Origin of the sequence: Spiribacter onubensis, assembly GCF_040838425.1 — a bacterium.
Taxonomy (GTDB): Bacteria; Pseudomonadota; Gammaproteobacteria; order Nitrococcales; family Nitrococcaceae; genus Spiribacter; species Spiribacter onubensis.
Window position 1 is genome coordinate 1 of the sequence record NZ_JBAKFI010000003.1, and the last position, 17843, is coordinate 17843.

The window sequence follows — 17843 nt, forward strand, 5'->3', positions numbered from 1 at the left end:
GATAACGTGCAGATGACGGTCTCGCTGATCGCGCCGATCGCGATGGAAGAGGGCCTGCGCTTCGCGGTCCGCGAGGGCGGCCGCACCGTCGGTGCCGGCGTCGTCTCCAAGATCCTCGAGTAATCGGGCATGGCGGCAGCGAATCAGAAAATCCGTATCCGTCTGAAGGCGTTCGATCATCGCCTGATCGATCAGTCGGCACGCGAGATCGTGGAGACGGCAAAGCGTACCGGGGCCCAGGTGCGGGGCCCGGTCCCCTTGCCTACGAAGAAGGAAAGGTATACCTTGCTCATCTCGCCGCACGTCAACAAGGACGCGCGCGATCAGTACGAGATTCGGACTCACAAGCGGTTGATGGACATCGTCGACCCCACGGACAAGACGGTTGATGCGCTGATGAAGCTCGACCTCGCCGCGGGTGTGGACGTTCAGATCAAGCTCTCCTGAGTTTCGGGGAACTACCCCGGCCCTGGTCGAAGACCAGTCAGCCGGGGCGGGCCTCAACAAACCGGCCAGTGGCCGGTGCCATTTGAACGAGACAATTCGGGTGGCTGGCGCCTGCAACGGCGCAGGGGTGTCTTTGCCCCGTGCGCTTGCCAGGTGCGTGTCGGTCGATAGAAGAGGACAGCGACGATGGCAATCGGAATCGTCGGCCGCAAACGCGGCATGACGCGGATTTTCATGGAGGATGGTGCCTCCGTGCCGGTGACGGTCGTGGAGGCCACGCCCAACCGCGTCACCCAGATCAAGGCGGAAGCGTCGGACGGCTACCGGGCCGTGCAGGTGACCGCCGGTACGCGTCGGCCCTCGCGGGTCAACCGCGCGGCGGCGGGTCATGTGGCCCGGGCCGGCGTCGAAATGGGGCGCGGTCTCTGGGAGTTCCGTCTCCGTGACGGGGTTGAGGCAGAGGTCGAGCCCGGTGGTGAACTGACCGTCGAGCAGTTCGAGGCCGGTGCGATCGTGGATGTCACCGGGACCTCCAAGGGCAAGGGCTTCGCGGGTACGGTGAAGCGCCACAACTTCCGCACCCAGGACAACACGCACGGCAATTCCACCGCGCACCGGGCGCCCGGCTCCATTGGTCAGGCGCAGGATCCGGGCCGTGTGCTGCCGGGCAAGAAGATGTCCGGTCAGCTGGGCAATGTGCGCACGACGACACAGAACCTGGAGGTCGTGCGGGTGGATGCCGAGCGCAATCTACTGCTGATCCGCGGCGCCGTGCCGGGCAGCCGGGACGGCGATGTCATCGTGCGTCCGGCGGTCAAGCAGCTGGCTGCGGCAGGAGGTAACTGATGGAGCTCAAACTGCAGGGCGACGGCAGCACGCTGGAGGTCTCCGAGACCGTGCTGGGTGCCGAGTTCCGCGAGCCGCTGGTGCACCAGGTGGTGGTCTCCTACATGGCGGGCGCGCGCGCCGGAACCAAGGCCCAGAAGACGCGTTCCGAGGTCCGCGGCGGCGGCGTGAAGCCGTGGCGCCAGAAGGGAACGGGCCGGGCCCGTGCCGGCACGATCCGCAGCCCGCTGTGGCGCAGCGGTGGCCGGGCCTTCGCCGCCAAGCCGCGAGACCATTCGGTGAAGGTCAACCGCAAGATGTATCGCGGTGCGCTGCGCTCCATTCTCTCGGAGCTTCTGCGCCAGGGGCGGCTGCACGTGGTCCAGGGCTTCGATGTCGAGAGCCCGCGCACCAGGGAGGCCCTCGCCGCAGTCAATTCGCTGGTGGGGAGCGATGATGCGCTCATCATCGGCACCGAAGTGAGCGAAAACCTCTACCTCGCGGTCCGTAACCTGCCGCGGGTGGATGTCCGGGACACCGAGGGGCTCGACCCGGTCACGCTGCTCACCCATGAGCATGTCGTGGTCACCGTTGACGCCCTGCGCCGCATCGAGGAGTGGCTGGCATGAATCAGGAGCGCGTCTACCAGGTCCTGCGCGGACCGCACGTCTCCGAGAAGAGCACGGTGATTGCCGATGAGGCCAATCAGGTGGTCTTCAAGGTGGCCGTGGATGCCACCAAGCGTGAGATCAAGGCGGCCGTCGAGCAGCTCTTCGAGGTGCAGGTCCGCGATGTGCGGGTCGCCAACGTGAATGGCAAGCGCAAGAACTTCGGCCGCATCCGCGGTCGGCGGCCGGACTGGAAAAAGGCCTACGTGGCGCTTGAAGCCGGCAATGAGCTCGACTTCATCGGCGGCGTCGAGTAACCGAACAGGCGAACGGGACTGAACGATCATGGCATTGCGTAAAGCAAAACCGACTTCCCCCGGCCGGCGCTTCGTCGCCCAGCCGGTGAAGGACGGCCTCCATCGGGGCGAGCCGTATGCGCCGCTGGTCCGCAAGCTCAACAAGAGCGGTGGCCGGAACAATCACGGCCGCATCACCACGCGCCACATCGGCGGGGGGCACAAGCGGCGTTATCGCGAGATCGACTTCCGGCGCAACAAGGACGGTGTACCCGCCCGGGTTGAGCGGCTGGAATACGATCCCAACCGCAGCGCGCATATCGCGCTGCTGCTCTACCGCGACGGTGAGCGCCGCTACATCATTGCGCCCAAGGGGCTGAAGGCGGAACAGGAAGTCCGCTCCGGGGTCGGCTCGCCGATCAAGCCCGGCAATACCCTGCCGCTTCGCAATATCCCGCTGGGTACCCAGGTGCACTGCATTGAACTGCGGCCCGGCAAGGGCGCGCAGATGGCCCGCTCAGCCGGTGCCAGCGTGCAGCTGGTGGCCCGCGAGGGTGCCTACGCGACGCTGCGGCTCCGCTCCGGGGAGATGCGCAAGGTGCTCAGTGACTGCCGCGCCACGGTGGGCGAGGTGAGCAACTCGGAGCATTCCCTGCGCTCGCTGGGCAAGGCGGGTGCCAGCCGCTGGGCCGGCCGCCGGCCGACGGTCCGTGGCGTGGTCATGAATCCGGTGGACCATCCCCATGGTGGCGGCGAAGGCCGCACTTCGGGTGGCCGGCATCCGGTCACGCCCTGGGGCATCCCGACGAAGGGTCACAAGACCCGCAGCAACAAGCGCACGGACAAGCTCATCGTGCGCCGTCGCAAACGCTAACGAAAAGGGGTGGATGAACCGTGCCACGCTCGATTCGCAAAGGCCCGTTTATCGAAACGCATCTCCTGAAGAAGGTTCAGGAAGCGTCCGAGGCCAACAGCAAGCGCCCGATCAAGACCTGGTCGCGGCGCTCCATGGTGGTACCGGAGATGGTGGGACTCACCATCGCGGTCCACAACGGGCGCCAGCATGTGCCGGTGCTCGTCAACGAGAACATGGTCGGCCACAAGCTTGGCGAGTTCGCGCCCACGCGGACTTTCAAGGGCCACCAGGCCGACAAGAAGGCGAAGAGGTAAGGCATGGAGACCGCGGCCAGGCTTCGATACGCGATCATCTCGCCGCAGAAGGTGCGGCTGGTGGCGGACCAGATCCGTGGTCTGCCGGTGTCGCGGGCGCTGGAGGTGCTGGAGTTCAGCCCTCGCAAGGCGGCCGGCATCGTGCGCAAGGTGGTGGATTCCGCCATCGCCAATGCCGAACACAACAACGGCGCCGATATCGACGAGCTTCGCATCGCCCGCATCCAGGTGGACGAGGGACCGATGTACAAGCGTATTCAGCCCCGGGCGAAAGGCCGGGCCAATCGCATCCTGAAGCGCACCAGCCACATTACCGTGGCCGTCGCCGAGGAGTAGGGGTCTAGGAATGGGTCACAAGGTTCATCCCACGGGTTTCCGTCTCGGTATCACCGAGGACTGGCGGTCGATGTGGTACGCCGACAGCAACCGCTTCGGTGACCAGCTGTACACCGATCACCTGATCCGGGAATTCATCCGCAAGCGCCTGTCGCATGCGTCGATCAGCCGGATCCGCATCGAGCGGCCGGCCAAGAACGCACTGATCACGATCCACACGGCGCGGCCGGGCATCGTGATCGGCAAGAAGGGCGAGGACATCGACCGCCTGCGCCGTGAGCTCACCCAGCGCATGGGGATCCCGGTGCATGTCAACATCGAGGAGATCCGCAAGCCCGAGCTCGACGCGCAGCTGGTGGCCGAGAGCGTCGCCCAGCAGCTCGAGCGCCGGATCATGTTCCGGCGGGCCATGAAGCGGGCGGTGGGCAATGCCATGCGGCTCGGCGCCCAAGGCATCAAGATCCAGGTTGGCGGCCGGTTGAACGGTGCCGAGATCGCCCGCTCGGAGCGCTATCACGAGGGCAGCGTGCCGCTGCATACGCTGCGCGCCGACATCGATTACGGATTCGCCGAAGCCAAGACGACCTATGGGGTCATCGGCGTCAAGGTCTGGGTGTTCAAGGGCGAGATCCTGGACACGGACGCCGCCCCCAACCAGCGGGCGGCCGCCAGCTGAGGCGGTTGGAAGGAGACAGTCATGCTTCAGCCAAAGCGCACAAAGTTCAGAAAACAGCAGAAGGGCCGGAACAACGGCTTGGCCAGTCGCGGCGACAAGGTCAATTTCGGCGAGTTCGGCCTGAAGTCGACCACCCGCGGGCCGGTCACGGCACGGCAGATCGAGGCCGGACGTCGGGCGATCAACCGTCACGTGCGTCGTGGCGGCAAGATCTGGATCCGCATCTTCCCGGACACGCCGATCACGTCCAAGCCCCTTGAGGTCCGACAGGGTAAGGGCAAGGGCAACGTCGATCACTGGGCCGCCAAGGTGCAGCCCGGCCGCGTGATCTATGAAATCGAAGGGGTCTCCGAAGAGGTGGCGCGCGAGGCGTTCCGCCGCGCCGCAGCCAAGCTTCCGGTGCAGACCCGCTTTGTCGAACGGACGGCGATGTGATGAAGGCAACGGAACTTCGCGGAAAGGACATCAAGGCCCTTGAGGCCGAGCTCCTGGAGCAGCGCAAGGAGCAGTTCAACCTGCGCATGCAGCAGGCGACCGGGCAGCTCGCGCGGCCCGACCAGGTGACACGGGTCCGGCGGGATATCGCCCGGCTGAAGACCGTGATCAACGAGAAGATCAAGGCAGGCGAGACGTCATGAGCGAGAAAGAAAGCGTCCAGCGCACGGTCAACGGCCGAGTGACCAGCACGGCCATGGACAAGACCATCACGGTGGCCGTGGAGCGGCAGGTCGCCCATCCGCTGTACGGCAAGTACATCCGCCGGACCACCAAGGTCCATGCGCATGACGAGGACAACGTCTGCCAGAAGGGGGACTGGGTGGCCGTCGCGGAGTGCCGCCCGATCTCCAGGCGCAAGTCCTGGCGGCTCGTCGAAGTGCTCGAGCGCGCGGCCCAATAGGCAACGGATAATCATAGAGAGTCAATCGCCATGATTCAGATGCAGACGCTGCTTGGCGCGGCGGACAACAGCGGAGCGCGGGAAGTCCAGTGCATCAAGGTACTGGGCGGATCGAAGCGCCGCTACGCCGGCATCGGCGACATCATCAAGGTCAGCGTCAAGGACGCGATCCCTCGCGGACGCGTCAAGAAGGGCGAGGTCTACAACGCCGTGGTGGTGCGCACCAAACGCGGCGTGCGCCGGCCTGACGGTTCGCTGATCCGGTTCGACGGCAATGCCGCTGTGCTGCTCAACAATAACCTGCAGCCCATCGGCACCCGCGTGTTCGGGCCGGTGACCCGCGAGCTGCGCACGGAGCGGTTCATGCGGATCATCTCGCTGGCGCCGGAGGTACTTTAGTCATGCGCAAGATCAGAACCGGTGACGAAGTCATGGTCATCGCTGGCAAGGACAAGGGCCGGCGTGGCCGGGTGACCCGGGTGCTCCCCGAGCGGGATCGCATCGTGGTCGAGAACGCGAACATGGTGAAGAAGCATCGGCGGGCGAATCCCCAGGCGAATGACGCCGGCGGGATCATCGAGCAGGAAATGCCGCTGCATCGCTCCAATGTGGCCATCTACAACCCCAACACCGGTAAGCCCGACCGGGTCGGTGTCCGGGTCGAGGATGACGGCCGTAAGGTGCGTTTCTTCAAGTCCGACAACAACCTGATTGATTAGGGTGCCGTGATGGCCAGATTGCGGGAGCAATACAAAAGCGAAATCGTCTCGGCGCTGTCCCAGCGCTTTGAGTACGGCAACCCGATGCAGGTGCCGCGGCTCGAGAAGATCGTCATCAACATGGGCCTCGGCGAGGCGGTCCGCGACAAGAAGGTCGTCGATCATGCCGTCGGTGACCTGGCGGCGCTCGCCGGCCAGAAGCCCATCGTGACCTACACGCGGAAGGCCGTTGCCGGCTTCAAGATCCGCGAGGGCTGGCCGATCGGTGCGAAGGTCACGCTGCGCCGCGAGCGGATGTACGAGTTCCTCGACCGGCTGATCAACATCGCCGCGCCACGGATCCGTGACTTCCGCGGGTTCTCGCCGCGCTCGTTCGACGGGCGGGGGAATTACAACGTCGGCATCCAGGAGCAGTTGGTGTTCCCGGAGCTCGAATTCGACAAGATCGATGCCATCCGCGGTATGGATATCGCGATCGGCACCACCGCAAGGACGGATGAGGAAGCCATGGCCCTGCTCGAGGGCTTTGGATTCCCCTTCCGCAAGTAAAGAGGGCAGGAAATGGCTAAGGTTTCCATGGTCCAGCGTGAGCTCAAGCGCGAGCGGCTTCGCAACAAGTATGCTGCCAAACGCGCCGAGCTCAAGGAAATCATTCGCAGCCCCGCCTCCTCTGACGAGGAGCGGGCGGCGGCCCAGGAGCAGATTCAGAACCTGCCCCGGAACGCCAGCCCGGTGCGGGGTCGCAACCGGTGCAATGTCTCCGGCCGGCCTCGCGGTTATTACCGCAAGTTCGGGTTGGCGCGGAACATGCTCCGCCAGGCCGCCATGCGCGGCGAGATCCCCGGCCTGAAGCTGTCCAGCTGGTGAGCGGTATGGGCAAGGGTAACCAGGCAAGGAACCAGGTGACGCGAACATGAGCATGACCGATCCCATCGCGGATATGCTGACCCGCATTCGCAACGGTCAGTCCGCCGAGAAGACGGAGGTCTCAATGCCCTCCTCGAAGCTGAAGATGGCCATCGCCCGAGTGCTGAAGGACGAGGGCTATGTTCATGACTATCGGGTCGAGGGCGACGAGAAGAAGCCGACGCTGGTGGTGTCGCTGAAGTACCACGACGGCCGTCCGGTCATCGAGGAGATTCAGCGCGTCAGCCGTCCCGGCCTGCGCCGCTTCGAGGGCAAGGGCTCTCTGCCGCGGGTACGTGGCGGGCTGGGGACTGCCATCATTTCCACCTCGCAGGGTGTCATGACCGATCGGGCGGCGCGCGACGCCGGTCACGGCGGTGAAGTCCTCTGCGTCGTGTTCTAGAGACGGGACGAGGCGGTCATGTCCAGAGTAGCGAACAGTCCGGTAACGATCCCGAGTGGTGTCGAGGTCAAGCTCGGCGGCGATCGTGAGATCACCGTCAAGGGCGGCAAGGGCGAGCTCAGCCACACCATCCATGACTGGGTGGACGTCGGGCAGGAAGAGCAGACCCTGACCTTTGCGGCCAACCGCGAGCGGCAGGATGCCGTGGCGCTGGCTGGTACCACCCGGGCCCTGGTCAACAATATGGTCCGTGGCGTGAGTGAAGGCTTCGAGCGGCGCCTGCAGCTGGTCGGCGTGGGTTACCGCGCCCAGGCGCAGGGGCAGAAGCTCAATCTCACCCTTGGGTTCTCGCACCCGGTCGAGCATCCGGTGCCCGAAGGCGTGACGGTCGAGACGCCGTCCAACACGGAAATCGTGGTCAGGGGCATCGACAAGCAGAAGGTCGGTCAGGTCGCGGCGGACATCCGCGCCTATCGTCCGCCGGAGCCCTACAAGGGCAAGGGCGTTCGATATGCCGACGAGCGGGTCATCATGAAGGAAGCCAAGAAGAAGTAATGGCGATGGAGAAGAAGGCAGCAAGACAGCGCCGGGCCCGCAAGGCCCGCGCCAAGATGCGGGAGCTCGGGACGGTACGGCTGACGATTCACCGTACGCCCCGGCATACCTACGCCCAGGTCATCTCCGCGGATGCCGGCCAGACACTGGCGGCGGCGTCCACGCTGGAGAAGGACGTGCGTGGCGAACTCGCCAGTGGCGGCAACATCGAGGCCGCCAGGGCGGTGGGCCGGGCCATCGCCGAGCGCGCGACGGCGGCAGGCATCACCGAGGTGGCCTTCGACCGCTCGGGCTTCAAGTATCACGGACGCGTGCAGGCGATCGCCGACGCCGCCCGTGAAGCCGGACTCAAATTCTGAACAGAGGCATAGTGGCGATGGCGACCAGTGATGTCAGCGGTGAGGGCCTTCGCGAGAAGCTCATCACCATCAATCGCGTGGCCAAGGTGGTGAAGGGCGGCCGTCAGTTCGGCTTTACCGCCCTGACCGTGGTCGGCGACGGCGAGGGCTCGGTAGGTTACGGATACGGCAAGGCGCGGGAAGTGCCCCTGGCGATCCAGAAGGCCATGGAGCGTGCTCGGCAGAACATGCGTTCGGTCAACCTCAACGGCCCGACGCTGCAGTACGCGATCACGGGCTACCACGGCTCAAGCAAGGTGTTCATGCAGCCGGCCTCCGAAGGCACCGGCATCATCGCCGGGGGCGCCATGCGCGCCGTCTTTGAGGTGGTGGGCGTGCAGGACGTGCTGGCCAAGGCCATCGGCTCGCGGAACCCGATCAACGTGGTCCAGGCGACCATCAAGGCGCTCAGCGACTACGATTCGCCGGCGTACGTAGCGGCCAAGCGCGGCAAGACCGTTGAAGAGGTTCAGGGCTGATCATGGCTAAGAACAAGCAGCTTCGTGTGACCCTGGTGCGCAGCCTCTCCGGCCGGCTGGCCGGACACAAGGCCTGCGTGTCGGGGCTTGGCCTCCGGCGGATGCACCACAGCGTAGTGGTCAATGACACGCCGGAGAACCGCGGGATGATCAACAAGGTCTCCTACATGCTCCAGGTCGAGGAGGTCTGAGTGATGCGACTCAATTCACTGCGTCCCGCACCGGGTTCGCGGCGCGACGCCGAGCGTGTCGGCCGCGGCGCCGGCTCGGGCATGGGCAAGACCGCGCGTCGCGGTCATAAGGGTCAGAAGTCCCGGACCGGTGGCTTCCACAAGACCGGTTTCGAGGGCGGCCAGATGCCGCTGCAGCGTCGGGTGCCGAAGGTCGGCTTCCGTTCGCGCAGGGGTCAGTATGTCGCGGAGGTCCGCCTGCCGGAGCTGGCCGCGGTCGACGGCGACGTGGTCTCCCTCGAGACGCTGCAGGCCGCCGGTGTGGTGCCGCGCAATACCCGTTCGGCCAAGGTCATCGCCTCCGGCGAGATCGGCCGGGCCGTCACGCTGCAGGGCGTACGCGCCACCGCGGGTGCTCGGGCGGCCATCGAGAAGGCCGGCGGCAAGGTCGAAGCGTAAGTGGCCCGGGCGTCCGCCAATGCAGGTGCCCTCGGGGGCATGGGCCGGCTCACGGAGGTCCGCCAGCGGCTGACCTTTGTGGTGCTGGCCCTGATCGTCTATCGACTCGGCGCGCACATCACGATTCCGGGCATCGACCAGGGTGCCCTCGCGGATATGTTCGAGCAGCAGTCGGGCACGATCCTCGACATGTTCAACATGTTCTCCGGCGGTGCGCTGGGCAGGCTGTCGATCTTTGCCCTGGGTGTGATGCCCTACATCAGCGCCTCGATCATCATGCAGCTGATGAGCGCGGTGGTGCCTTCGCTGCAGCAGCTGCGCAAGGAAGGCGAGCAGGGCCGGCGCGTGATCACCAAGTACACGCGCTATGGCACGCTGGCGCTGGCGCTGTTCCAGGGCATCGGCATCACGGTGGCGCTGCAGAACCAGGGCGTGGTGCTCGATCCGGGGCCGAGCTTCGTGTTCATCGGCACGACGACGCTGGTCACGGGTACCATGTTCCTGATGTGGCTGGGTGAGCAGATCACCGAGCGGGGCATCGGCAACGGGATCTCACTGATCATCTTCGCCGGCATCGTCGCCGGCCTGCCGGCGGCACTGGGCGGGACGCTCGAGCTGACCCGCACCGGCGAGCTCGGCATTCCGACGGTGATCATCCTGCTGATGCTGGCGCTGAGCGTGATCTGGTTCATCGTGTTCATGGAGCGTGGCCAGCGACGGATCACCATCCACTACGCGCGGCGCCAGCAGGGTCGTAAGATGTATGCCGGGCAGACGAGTCATCTGCCGCTGAAGATCAACATGGCCGGCGTGATCCCGGCGATCTTCGCATCCAGCATCATCCTGTTTCCCGCCACCATCGGACAGTGGTTCGGCGAGATGGAGGGGCTGTCGTGGATGCAGCGCCTGGGCCAGACCCTGAGCCCGGGGCAGCCGCTCTACATCGCCTTCTATGGGGCGGCGATCATCTTTTTCTGTTTTTTCTACACGGCGCTGGTTTTCAACTCGCGGGACACGGCCGACAATCTGAAGCGCTCCGGCGCTTTCATCCCCGGTGTACGGCCCGGTGAGCAGACTTCGCGCTATATCGACAAGGTCATGACGCGGCTCACGCTGGTGGGCGCGGGGTACATCACGGCGGTCTGCCTGCTGCCGGAGTTCCTCATCCTCTACTGGAACGTGCCGTTCTATTTCGGCGGCACCTCGCTGCTGATCATCGTGGTGGTGGTGATGGACTTCATGTCGCAGTTGCAGGCCCATCTGGTGTCCCACCAGTACGAGCCGCTGATGAAGAAGGCCAATCTGCAGGCCCACGGGCGTGGCGCCGGCGGCGGGCTGATGCGCTGAATGAGAAATCTGGAGACGGGACGATGAAGGTACGTGCCTCGGTCAAGAAAATCTGCCGCAACTGCAAGGTGATCAAGCGTGGCGGCGTGGTGCGGGTCATCTGCACGACGGATGCCCGCCACAAGCAGCGTCAGGGCTGAGCCCGGACGACAGTGGCTTGAATGGAATACGGTAATCCGGCTACACTAGCGGGTTTCCGCGAGCAAAGAACAACTCGGGAGTAACGGCTCATGGCCCGTATTGCTGGCGTCAATATCCCCGCCAACAAGCACACAGTGATCGCGCTGACCTCGATTTACGGCATTGGCCGGACGCGGGCGGCGACGATCTGCAAGGCGGCCGACGTCGCGCCCGACCGCAAGGTCAACGAGCTCACGGACGATGAGCTCGAGCGCGTGCGCGGCGCCGTCAACGAATATGCCGTCGAGGGCGACCTGCGGCGTCAGGTGGCCATGGACATCAAGCGTTTGATGGACATGGGCTGCTACCGCGGCATCCGCCACCGGCGTGGCATGACGGTGCGGGGTCAAAAGACCCGCACCAACGCGCGTACCCGCAAGGGCCCGCGCCGTGCCGTCACCCGTTAACGCAATAGCAGGACAGCATTCACATGGCCAAGCCAACCACCCGTACCCGCAAGCGCGTCAAGCGTACGGTTGTCGATGGGATCGCGCACGTCAACGCGACCTTCAATAACACGGTGATCACGATCACCGACCGCCAGGGCAATGCCCTCGCCTGGGCCAGTGCCGGTGGCAGCGGCTTCCGTGGCTCGCGCAAGAGCACGCCGTTCGCCGCCCAGGTGGCGTCCGAGCGGGCCGGCGAGTCGGCCAAGGACTATGGCCTGAAGAACCTGGAAGTGCGGGTCAAGGGACCGGGACCGGGCCGCGAGTCCGCCGTCCGGGCCCTCAACAACGTTGGCTACCGCATCACGAATATCGAGGACGTGACGCCCATCCCGCACAATGGATGCCGTCCGCCCAAGAAGCGTCGCGTCTGATCAGGGGAACGCAATCATGGCACGTTACATCGGACCGACCTGCAAGCTGGCCCGCCGCGAGGGCACCGATCTCTATCTGAAGAGCGGCGTCCGGCCGCTCGACAGCAAGTGTAAGCTTGACACGCCGCCGGGGCAGCATGGCCAGCGCCGTGGCCGCCTCTCGGATTACGGCCTGCAGCTGCGCGAGAAGCAGAAGGTGCGCCGCATGTACGGCGTGCTGGAGCGGCAGTTCCGCAAATATTACAAGGAAGCCGACCGCCGCAAGGGCAACACGGGTGAGAACCTGCTGCAGCTCCTTGAGAGCCGGCTCGACAACGTCGTCTACCGCATGGGCTTCGCGGCCACCCGCGCTGAAGCGCGTCAGCTGGTGGCGCATCGTGCGGTGGAGCACAACGGCCGTGTGACCAATGTCGCCTCCGCCGAGGTCAAAGTGGGTGACGAGGTGAGCATCCGCCAGCGGGCCCAGAAGCAGCTGCGTGTTCAGGCCGCCCAGGAGATGGCTCAGCAGAACGGTCTGGTGGAGTGGCTTGAGGTCGATCCGAAGGCCTTCAAGGGCACCTTCAAGCAGCTGCCCGACCGCGGCGACCTCGCCGCCGAGATCAACGAGCATCTCATCGTCGAGCTTTATTCCAAGTAAGGACGCCGCGGGCGGTCTTACCGATCAGGAGTTTCATTCATGCAGGGTCAGTTTAAGGATTTCCTTAAACCTCGAGTGGTGGACGTGGATGCGGTCAGCGAAAAGCGCGCCCGTATCACGCTCGAGCCGCTGGAGCGCGGATTCGGGCACACGCTGGGCAACGCGCTGCGGCGCGTGCTGCTCTCCTCGATGCCCGGCTTCGCCGTCACCGAGGTCGAGATCGAGGGCGTGCTCCATGAGTACACCGCCGTTGAGGGCGTTCAGGAGGATGTCGTCGACATTCTGCTCAACCTCAAGAACCTGGCCGTGCGTCTGAACGGCCGGGATGAGGCCACGCTGCGGCTCCACAAGAAGGGGCCGGGGGCGGTGACCGCGGCGGACATCGCCGAAGAGCAGAACGTCGAGGTCAAGAACCCGGAGCTGGTGATCTGCAACCTCACCAAGGCTGGTGAGATCAGCATGTCGATCACCATCGCCAGTGGGCGCGGTTACGAGCCGGCGACCGCCCGTGATCCGGAAGAGGAGCGGACCATCGGACGCCTGGCGCTGGACGCGACCTACAGCCCCGTCCGTCGGGTGGCCTACAATGTTGAGAGCGCGCGCGTCGAGCAGCGCACCGACCTCGACAAGCTGGTCATGGACATCGAGACCAGCGGCGTGATCGAGCCGGAGGAGGCGATCCGCCTGGCTGCCGGCGTGCTGCGTGATCAGCTGGCCGTGTTCGTCGACCTGGAAGGGGGCGAGGGCGAGGCTGAGCCGCGTCGCAAGGAGCCGGAGGTGGATCCGGTGCTGCTGCGCCCGATCGACGATCTGGAGCTCACGGTGCGCTCCGCGAACTGCCTCAAGGCCGAGAGCATTCACTACGTCGGTGATCTGGTGCAGCGGACCGAGGTCGAGTTGCTGAAGACGCCGAACCTCGGCAAGAAGTCGCTCAATGAAATCAAGGAAGTCCTGGCACAGCACGGGCTTCAGCTTGGCATGCGTCTCGAGAACTGGCCGCCGGCCAGCCTCGAAGAGCGTGGCCGAGCCACGGGTTAAGGGGAAAGCGTGATGCGTCATCGCAAGGCAGGACGGAAACTCAACCGCAACAGCTCGCATCGGCAGGCGATGTTCCGCAACATGTCGGCGTCGCTGTTCGAGCACGAGGCCATTCGGACCACGCTGCCCAAGGCCAAGGAGCTGCGGCGTGTCGCGGAGCCGCTGATCACCCTGGCCGGCAACGACACGGTGGCCAACCGCCGACTGGCCTTTACCCGGCTGCGCAATAAGGAAATCGTCACCAAGCTCTTCGAAGAGCTTGGGCCTCGTTACCGTGAGCGCCCGGGGGGCTATCTGCGTATCCTCAAGGCCGGTTTCCGGGCCGGAGACAACGCGCCGATGGCCTTCGTCGAGCTCGTCGACCGGCCCATGGCGGAAGCGCCCGAGGAGGTCGACGAGGAAGTCGCCGAGGCCTCCTGAGGCCGGCGACTCGCCCACCAGGGCGTCCCAGCGGTTCAATCGCATGTTGAAAGGCCACCCCGGGGTGGCCTTTTTCATGTGCTAGACTTCGCCAGATTGCGGCGGTGCACCAGTGCCGGCGCGCTGACAAAAATGGAGGGGGTTCCATGAAAGCACCTGTACGCGTAGCGGTAACCGGCGCCGCCGGCCAGATCGGTTACAGTCTCCTTTTCCGTATCGCCTCGGGGGACATGCTCGGCCCCGATCAGCCCGTCATCCTTCAGCTCCTTGAAGTACCGCCGGCCATGGATGCCGTGCAGGGCGTGATGATGGAGCTCGACGACTGTGCCTTCCCGCTGCTGGTGGGTCTGCAGGCCAGTGACCAGGCCGAGGAGGCGTTCAGGGACGCCGACTACATCCTGCTGGTGGGCGCCAAGCCGCGTGGCCCGGGCATGGAGCGCAAGGATCTCCTTGAGGCCAACGCCGCCATCTTCTCGGTGCAGGGCAAGGCCATGAATGCGGTGGCCAGCCGCGACGTGCGCGTACTGGCGGTCGGCAACCCGGCCAACACCAACGCCCTGATCGCCCAGCGCAATGCGCCGGATCTCGACCCGCGCTGCTTCACGGCGATGACCCGGCTCGACCACAACCGGGCGCTGGCGCAGCTCGCGAACCGCACCGGCACGCATGTCACCGATATCCAGAAGCTCACGGTCTGGGGCAATCACTCCGCCACCCAGTATCCGGACATCAGCCATGCCGTGGTGGACGGCAAGGCCGCCGGTGACCTGGTCGATCAGGCATGGCTCGAAGAGAGCTTCATCCCCACGGTGCAGCAGCGCGGCGCGGCCATCATCAAGGCCCGGGGCCAGTCCAGTGCGGCCTCGGCGGCCAGCGCGGCCATCGACCACATGCGCGACTGGACCCTGGGTACGCAGGAGGGCGACTGGGTGAGCATGGCCATTCCGTCGGATGGCAGCTACGGCATCACCGAGGGGATCATCTACTCCTTCCCGGTACGCTGCAGTGGCGGCCGCTACGAGATCGTCCAGGATCTCGCCATCGACGACTTCTCCCGCGAGCGCATGAGCGCCACCGAGCAGGAGCTGATCGAGGAGCGCGACGCGGTCCAGCACCTGCTGCCCTGAGCATGGCCGCCGGTGCCCGCGCCGGTTCCTGGTCCGCTGAAGGCCGATGACCCGTCCGGGCATCGGCCTTTTTCATGCCCGTGCGGTGCGCTCCAGCAGCGGCGCCAGGTACCGCCCGGTATGCGACCGCGGGTCGGTGGCGACCGCCTCGGGCGTGCCCGTGGCGACGATCCGCCCGCCACCGGCGCCGCCCTCCGGGCCGAGATCAATCAGCCAGTCGCAGGTCTTGATGACATCCAGGTTGTGCTCGATGACCACCAGGGTGTTGCCCTCGTCGCGCAGCCGATGCAGCACCTCGAGGAGCTGGGCGATGTCATGGAAATGCAGCCCGGTGGTGGGTTCATCAAGGATGTAGAGCGTCTGCCCGGTGCCCCGGCGCGAGAGCTCCCGGGCCAGCTTGACGCGCTGGGCCTCGCCACCGGAGAGCGTCACCGCGTTCTGTCCCAGCCGGACGTAGCCCAGCCCCACGTCGATGAGCGTCTGCAGCTTGCGGGCGAGGGCCGGGATGCTGGAGAACACCGCCAGCGCCTCGGCCACACTCATGTCCAGGACCTCGGCGATGCTGTAACCGCGGTAGCGGATCTCCAGGGTCTCACGGTTGTAGCGCGCCCCCCGGCAGGTGTCGCAGGGGACGTAGACATCGGGCAGGAAATGCATGGCCACCCGGATCACCCCTTCGCCCTGGCAGGCCTCGCAGCGCCCGCCGCGGACGTTGAAGCTGAACCGGCCCGGGCCGTAGCCACGCGATCGCGCCTCGGCGGTGGCGGCGAAGAGCTCGCGAATCGGCGTGAAAAGCCCGGTATAGGTGGCCGGGTTGGAGCGCGGCGTCCGGCCGATGGGGCTCTGGTCGATGTCCACGACCTTGTCGAAATGCGCGAGCCCGTCCACGGCCTCGCAGTCCGCCGGGGTCAGCTCGGCGCCGTTCAGGGCCGCGGCAGCGGCCGGGTACAGGGTGTCGTTGATGAGCGTGGATTTGCCGGATCCGGAGACGCCGGTGACACCGATCATCAGGCCGGCCGGGAAGGCCGCATCCACCGCCTGGAGGTTGTGTCCCCGCGCGCCGCGGATGTGAATGGCGCGGGTGTCGTCGGGGGCCAGCCGCTCCGCCGGCACGGCGATACGGCGCCGCCCCGCGAGGTAATCGCCGGTCAGCGAGTCCGGCGCGCGCATGACGGCCTCCGCATCGCCGGCGGCGATCACGGCTCCGCCCTCGCTGCCCGCCCCGGGCCCCATGTCGACGATGTGGTCGGCGGCACGGATCGCCTCCTCGTCGTGTTCCACCACGATGACGGTGTTGTCGAGATCACGCAGGTGCCGGAGGGTATCCAGCAGACGGTCGTTATCCCGTTGATGGAGGCCGATGGAGGGCTCGTCGAGGACATACATCACGCCGACCAGGCCCGCGCCGATCTGACTGGCCAGGCGGATGCGCTGGGCTTCTCCGCCCGATAGCGTCTCGGCGCTGCGCTCGAGGCTCAGATAGTCGAGGCCGACGTTCACCAGGAAGCGCAGGCGCTGGTCGATCTCCCGCAGGATGCTCTCGGCGATCGTGGCCCGGGCGCCGGTCAGATCCAGCCCGCCCATGGCGCGGGCCGCCTCGGCGATGGACAAAGCATTGATGTCCGCCAGCGTCCAGTCGGCCACCGTCACGTGCCGGGCGGCGGCGTTCAGGCGGCTACCGCCGCAGTCGGGGCAGGTCCGGCGGGTGAGGTAGCGGGCCAGTTCATCGCGCACCGCAGCGGAGTCGGTCTCGCGATAGCGGCGCGACATGTTGTTGACCACGCCCTCGAAGGGGTGCTCGCTGGCCCGGTCGCTGCCGCGTCGCGCCCCGGCATAGTGGAACCGGATAACCTCGTCCCCGCTACCATAGAGCACGATGTCGCGGATCGAGGCCGGCAGGTCCCGCCATGGCGTATCCACGTCAAAGCCGTAGTGGGCGGCCAGGTCGTTGATGATCTGCCCGTAGTAGGCGTTGCGCCGGTCCCAGCCACGGACCGCGCCGGCCGCGAGCGAGAGCTCGGGGTGGGCGACGATGCGCGCGGGATCGAAGAACTGCTCCACGCCCAGTCCATCGCAGGTGGGGCAGGCCCCCTGGGGGTTGTTGAACGAGAAAAGCCGCGGCTCCAGTTCGCTCAGCGAGTAGCCGCATTCGGGACAGGCATAGCGCGCCGAGAAGACCAGTTCATCGCGCGTGGCATCGTCCATGTCCGCGAGCCGGGCGACATCGTCACCCAGCGCCAGGCAGGTCTCCAGCGAGTCGGCCAGCCGCGTCGCCAGGTCCGGCCGGACCCGGAAGCGATCCACCACCACCTCGATGTCGTGGCTGCGCTGCGGGTCGAGGGCGGGGACGTCGTCCAGGTCCACCACCTCGCCGTCCACCCGGGCGCGGACGAAGCCCTGGTTACGCAGGTCGGCGAAGACCTCTCGGTGCTCGCCCCTGCGCCCGTGGATCCGCGGGGCGAGCAGCATGAAGCGCCGTTCACCCGGCTGGGCCAGGATCTGATCGACCATCCCGCTCACGCTCTGCGCCTCCAGCGCATGGCCGTGGTCGGGGCAGTGGGGTGTGCCGGCGCGGGCGAAGAGCAGACGCAGGTAGTCGTGGATCTCGGTCACCGTGCCCACGGTGGAGCGCGGGTTGTGCGAGGTCGACTTCTGCTCGATGGCGATGGCGGGCGACAGGCCCTCGATATGGTCGACGTCGGGCTTGTCCATCATCGACAGGAACTGCCGCGCATAGGCCGACAGCGACTCCACATAGCGACGCTGTCCCTCGGCATAGAGCGTGTCGAAGGCGAGCGATGACTTGCCCGAGCCGGACAGGCCGGTGATGACGATGAGCTTGCCGCGGGGCAGGGTCAGGTGCAGATCGCGCAGGTTATGGGTACGCGCGCCCTCGATGACGATGGCGTCCATGGACTTCCCGGTCAAA

At 66.0% G+C, this 17843-nt stretch carries 31 protein-coding genes; 30 read left to right on the forward strand and 1 reads right to left on the reverse strand.

Going from position 1 to position 17843, the window contains the following annotated elements; genetic code table 11:
- The 30 genes from V6X63_RS05990 to V6X63_RS06135 form a co-directional block, all read left to right on the forward strand.
- On the forward strand, positions 1-123 hold a 123-nt coding region (locus tag V6X63_RS05990), incomplete at its 5' end, for an EF-Tu C-terminal domain-related protein (protein WP_456154522.1).
- 6 nt (positions 124-129) lie between these two features.
- Complete coding sequence (gene rpsJ / locus V6X63_RS05995; protein ID WP_367965864.1) at positions 130-447, forward strand: 30S ribosomal protein S10; 318 nt, start codon at positions 130-132, stop codon at positions 445-447.
- Between the two features lie 186 nt (positions 448-633).
- Positions 634-1293 (forward strand): 50S ribosomal protein L3, encoded by a 660-nt coding sequence (rplC, locus tag V6X63_RS06000; protein ID WP_367965865.1) that lies wholly within the window; start codon positions 634-636, stop codon positions 1291-1293.
- Entirely contained in the window at positions 1293-1901 is a 609-nt protein-coding gene (gene rplD, locus V6X63_RS06005) for a 50S ribosomal protein L4 (RefSeq protein ID WP_367965866.1), read from the forward strand. Before rplC ends, rplD begins: the two co-directional genes overlap by 1 nt.
- Positions 1898-2197, forward strand: a complete 300-nt coding sequence (gene rplW / locus V6X63_RS06010) for a 50S ribosomal protein L23 (protein WP_367965867.1) — start codon at positions 1898-1900, stop codon at positions 2195-2197. Before rplD ends, rplW begins: the two co-directional genes overlap by 4 nt.
- Positions 2198-2225: 28 nt before the next feature.
- Positions 2226-3050: a 50S ribosomal protein L2 gene (gene rplB, locus V6X63_RS06015; RefSeq protein ID WP_367965868.1), complete on the forward strand. Its 825-nt coding sequence runs from the start codon at positions 2226-2228 to the stop codon at positions 3048-3050.
- A 20-nt stretch (positions 3051-3070) separates the two neighbouring features.
- Positions 3071-3346: a 30S ribosomal protein S19 gene (gene rpsS, locus V6X63_RS06020; RefSeq protein ID WP_367978420.1), complete on the forward strand. Its 276-nt coding sequence runs from the start codon at positions 3071-3073 to the stop codon at positions 3344-3346.
- A gap of 3 nt (positions 3347-3349) precedes the next feature.
- Positions 3350-3682, forward strand: a complete 333-nt coding sequence (rplV, locus tag V6X63_RS06025) for a 50S ribosomal protein L22 (RefSeq protein ID WP_367965870.1) — start codon at positions 3350-3352, stop codon at positions 3680-3682.
- Between the two features lie 10 nt (positions 3683-3692).
- The gene (gene rpsC / locus V6X63_RS06030) at positions 3693-4358 is read left to right on the forward strand and encodes a 30S ribosomal protein S3 (protein ID WP_367965871.1); all 666 of its coding nucleotides are present in this window, start codon (positions 3693-3695) and stop codon (positions 4356-4358) included.
- Positions 4359-4379: 21 nt separating this feature from the next.
- Complete coding sequence (gene rplP, locus V6X63_RS06035; RefSeq protein ID WP_367965872.1) at positions 4380-4793, forward strand: 50S ribosomal protein L16; 414 nt, start codon at positions 4380-4382, stop codon at positions 4791-4793.
- Positions 4793-4996, forward strand: a complete 204-nt coding sequence (rpmC, locus tag V6X63_RS06040) for a 50S ribosomal protein L29 (protein ID WP_367965873.1) — start codon at positions 4793-4795, stop codon at positions 4994-4996. The genes rplP and rpmC overlap by 1 nt, the downstream gene beginning before the upstream one ends.
- The gene (gene rpsQ / locus V6X63_RS06045; RefSeq protein ID WP_367965874.1) at positions 4993-5256 is read left to right on the forward strand and encodes a 30S ribosomal protein S17; all 264 of its coding nucleotides are present in this window, start codon (positions 4993-4995) and stop codon (positions 5254-5256) included. The genes rpmC and rpsQ overlap by 4 nt, the downstream gene beginning before the upstream one ends.
- A gap of 30 nt (positions 5257-5286) precedes the next feature.
- A complete protein-coding gene (gene rplN / locus V6X63_RS06050; RefSeq protein WP_367965875.1) occupies positions 5287-5655 on the forward strand; it encodes a 50S ribosomal protein L14 in 369 nt (122 codons plus the stop codon).
- A 2-nt stretch (positions 5656-5657) separates the two neighbouring features.
- Complete coding sequence (gene rplX / locus V6X63_RS06055; RefSeq protein WP_367965876.1) at positions 5658-5975, forward strand: 50S ribosomal protein L24; 318 nt, start codon at positions 5658-5660, stop codon at positions 5973-5975.
- 9 nt (positions 5976-5984) lie between these two features.
- Positions 5985-6524, forward strand: coding sequence for a 50S ribosomal protein L5 (gene rplE / locus V6X63_RS06060; protein WP_367965877.1), 540 nt, complete (start codon positions 5985-5987; stop codon positions 6522-6524).
- A 12-nt stretch (positions 6525-6536) separates the two neighbouring features.
- Complete coding sequence (rpsN, locus tag V6X63_RS06065) at positions 6537-6842, forward strand: 30S ribosomal protein S14 (RefSeq protein WP_367965878.1); 306 nt, start codon at positions 6537-6539, stop codon at positions 6840-6842.
- Positions 6843-6888: 46 nt separating this feature from the next.
- The gene (gene rpsH / locus V6X63_RS06070; RefSeq protein WP_367965879.1) at positions 6889-7284 is read left to right on the forward strand and encodes a 30S ribosomal protein S8; all 396 of its coding nucleotides are present in this window, start codon (positions 6889-6891) and stop codon (positions 7282-7284) included.
- Between the two features lie 18 nt (positions 7285-7302).
- Positions 7303-7839: a 50S ribosomal protein L6 gene (gene rplF, locus V6X63_RS06075; RefSeq protein WP_367965880.1), complete on the forward strand. Its 537-nt coding sequence runs from the start codon at positions 7303-7305 to the stop codon at positions 7837-7839.
- Between the two features lie 5 nt (positions 7840-7844).
- A complete protein-coding gene (gene rplR / locus V6X63_RS06080) occupies positions 7845-8198 on the forward strand; it encodes a 50S ribosomal protein L18 (protein ID WP_367965881.1) in 354 nt (117 codons plus the stop codon).
- A gap of 17 nt (positions 8199-8215) precedes the next feature.
- Positions 8216-8716: a 30S ribosomal protein S5 gene (rpsE, locus tag V6X63_RS06085; RefSeq protein ID WP_367965882.1), complete on the forward strand. Its 501-nt coding sequence runs from the start codon at positions 8216-8218 to the stop codon at positions 8714-8716.
- A gap of 2 nt (positions 8717-8718) precedes the next feature.
- On the forward strand, positions 8719-8907 hold the full coding sequence (rpmD, locus tag V6X63_RS06090; protein ID WP_367965883.1) for a 50S ribosomal protein L30: 189 nt from the start codon (positions 8719-8721) through the stop codon (positions 8905-8907).
- A 3-nt stretch (positions 8908-8910) separates the two neighbouring features.
- A complete protein-coding gene (rplO, locus tag V6X63_RS06095; RefSeq protein ID WP_367967804.1) occupies positions 8911-9345 on the forward strand; it encodes a 50S ribosomal protein L15 in 435 nt (144 codons plus the stop codon).
- A gap of 39 nt (positions 9346-9384) precedes the next feature.
- On the forward strand, positions 9385-10692 hold the full coding sequence (secY, locus tag V6X63_RS06100) for a preprotein translocase subunit SecY (protein ID WP_407826357.1): 1308 nt from the start codon (positions 9385-9387) through the stop codon (positions 10690-10692).
- A gap of 23 nt (positions 10693-10715) precedes the next feature.
- Positions 10716-10832: a 50S ribosomal protein L36 gene (gene rpmJ, locus V6X63_RS06105; protein ID WP_153719625.1), complete on the forward strand. Its 117-nt coding sequence runs from the start codon at positions 10716-10718 to the stop codon at positions 10830-10832.
- Positions 10833-10922: 90 nt separating this feature from the next.
- Positions 10923-11279 carry a 30S ribosomal protein S13 gene (gene rpsM / locus V6X63_RS06110; protein WP_367965885.1) on the forward strand — a complete coding sequence of 119 codons (357 nt, stop codon included), beginning with the start codon at positions 10923-10925 and terminating at the stop codon, positions 11277-11279.
- Between the two features lie 23 nt (positions 11280-11302).
- Positions 11303-11692, forward strand: a complete 390-nt coding sequence (rpsK, locus tag V6X63_RS06115; protein WP_154296734.1) for a 30S ribosomal protein S11 — start codon at positions 11303-11305, stop codon at positions 11690-11692.
- A 16-nt stretch (positions 11693-11708) separates the two neighbouring features.
- Entirely contained in the window at positions 11709-12329 is a 621-nt protein-coding gene (rpsD, locus tag V6X63_RS06120) for a 30S ribosomal protein S4 (RefSeq protein WP_367965886.1), read from the forward strand.
- A 39-nt stretch (positions 12330-12368) separates the two neighbouring features.
- Positions 12369-13367, forward strand: a complete 999-nt coding sequence (locus V6X63_RS06125) for a DNA-directed RNA polymerase subunit alpha (protein ID WP_367965887.1) — start codon at positions 12369-12371, stop codon at positions 13365-13367.
- Between the two features lie 12 nt (positions 13368-13379).
- A complete protein-coding gene (rplQ, locus tag V6X63_RS06130; protein WP_367978421.1) occupies positions 13380-13787 on the forward strand; it encodes a 50S ribosomal protein L17 in 408 nt (135 codons plus the stop codon).
- A 146-nt stretch (positions 13788-13933) separates the two neighbouring features.
- The gene (locus tag V6X63_RS06135; protein ID WP_367978422.1) at positions 13934-14914 is read left to right on the forward strand and encodes a malate dehydrogenase; all 981 of its coding nucleotides are present in this window, start codon (positions 13934-13936) and stop codon (positions 14912-14914) included.
- A 72-nt stretch (positions 14915-14986) separates the two neighbouring features.
- On the opposite strand, the gene uvrA is transcribed toward V6X63_RS06135, so the two are convergent.
- Positions 14987-17827 (reverse strand): excinuclease ABC subunit UvrA, encoded by a 2841-nt coding sequence (gene uvrA / locus V6X63_RS06140; RefSeq protein ID WP_367978423.1) that lies wholly within the window; start codon positions 17825-17827, stop codon positions 14987-14989.
- Positions 17828-17843 lie beyond the last annotated feature (16 nt).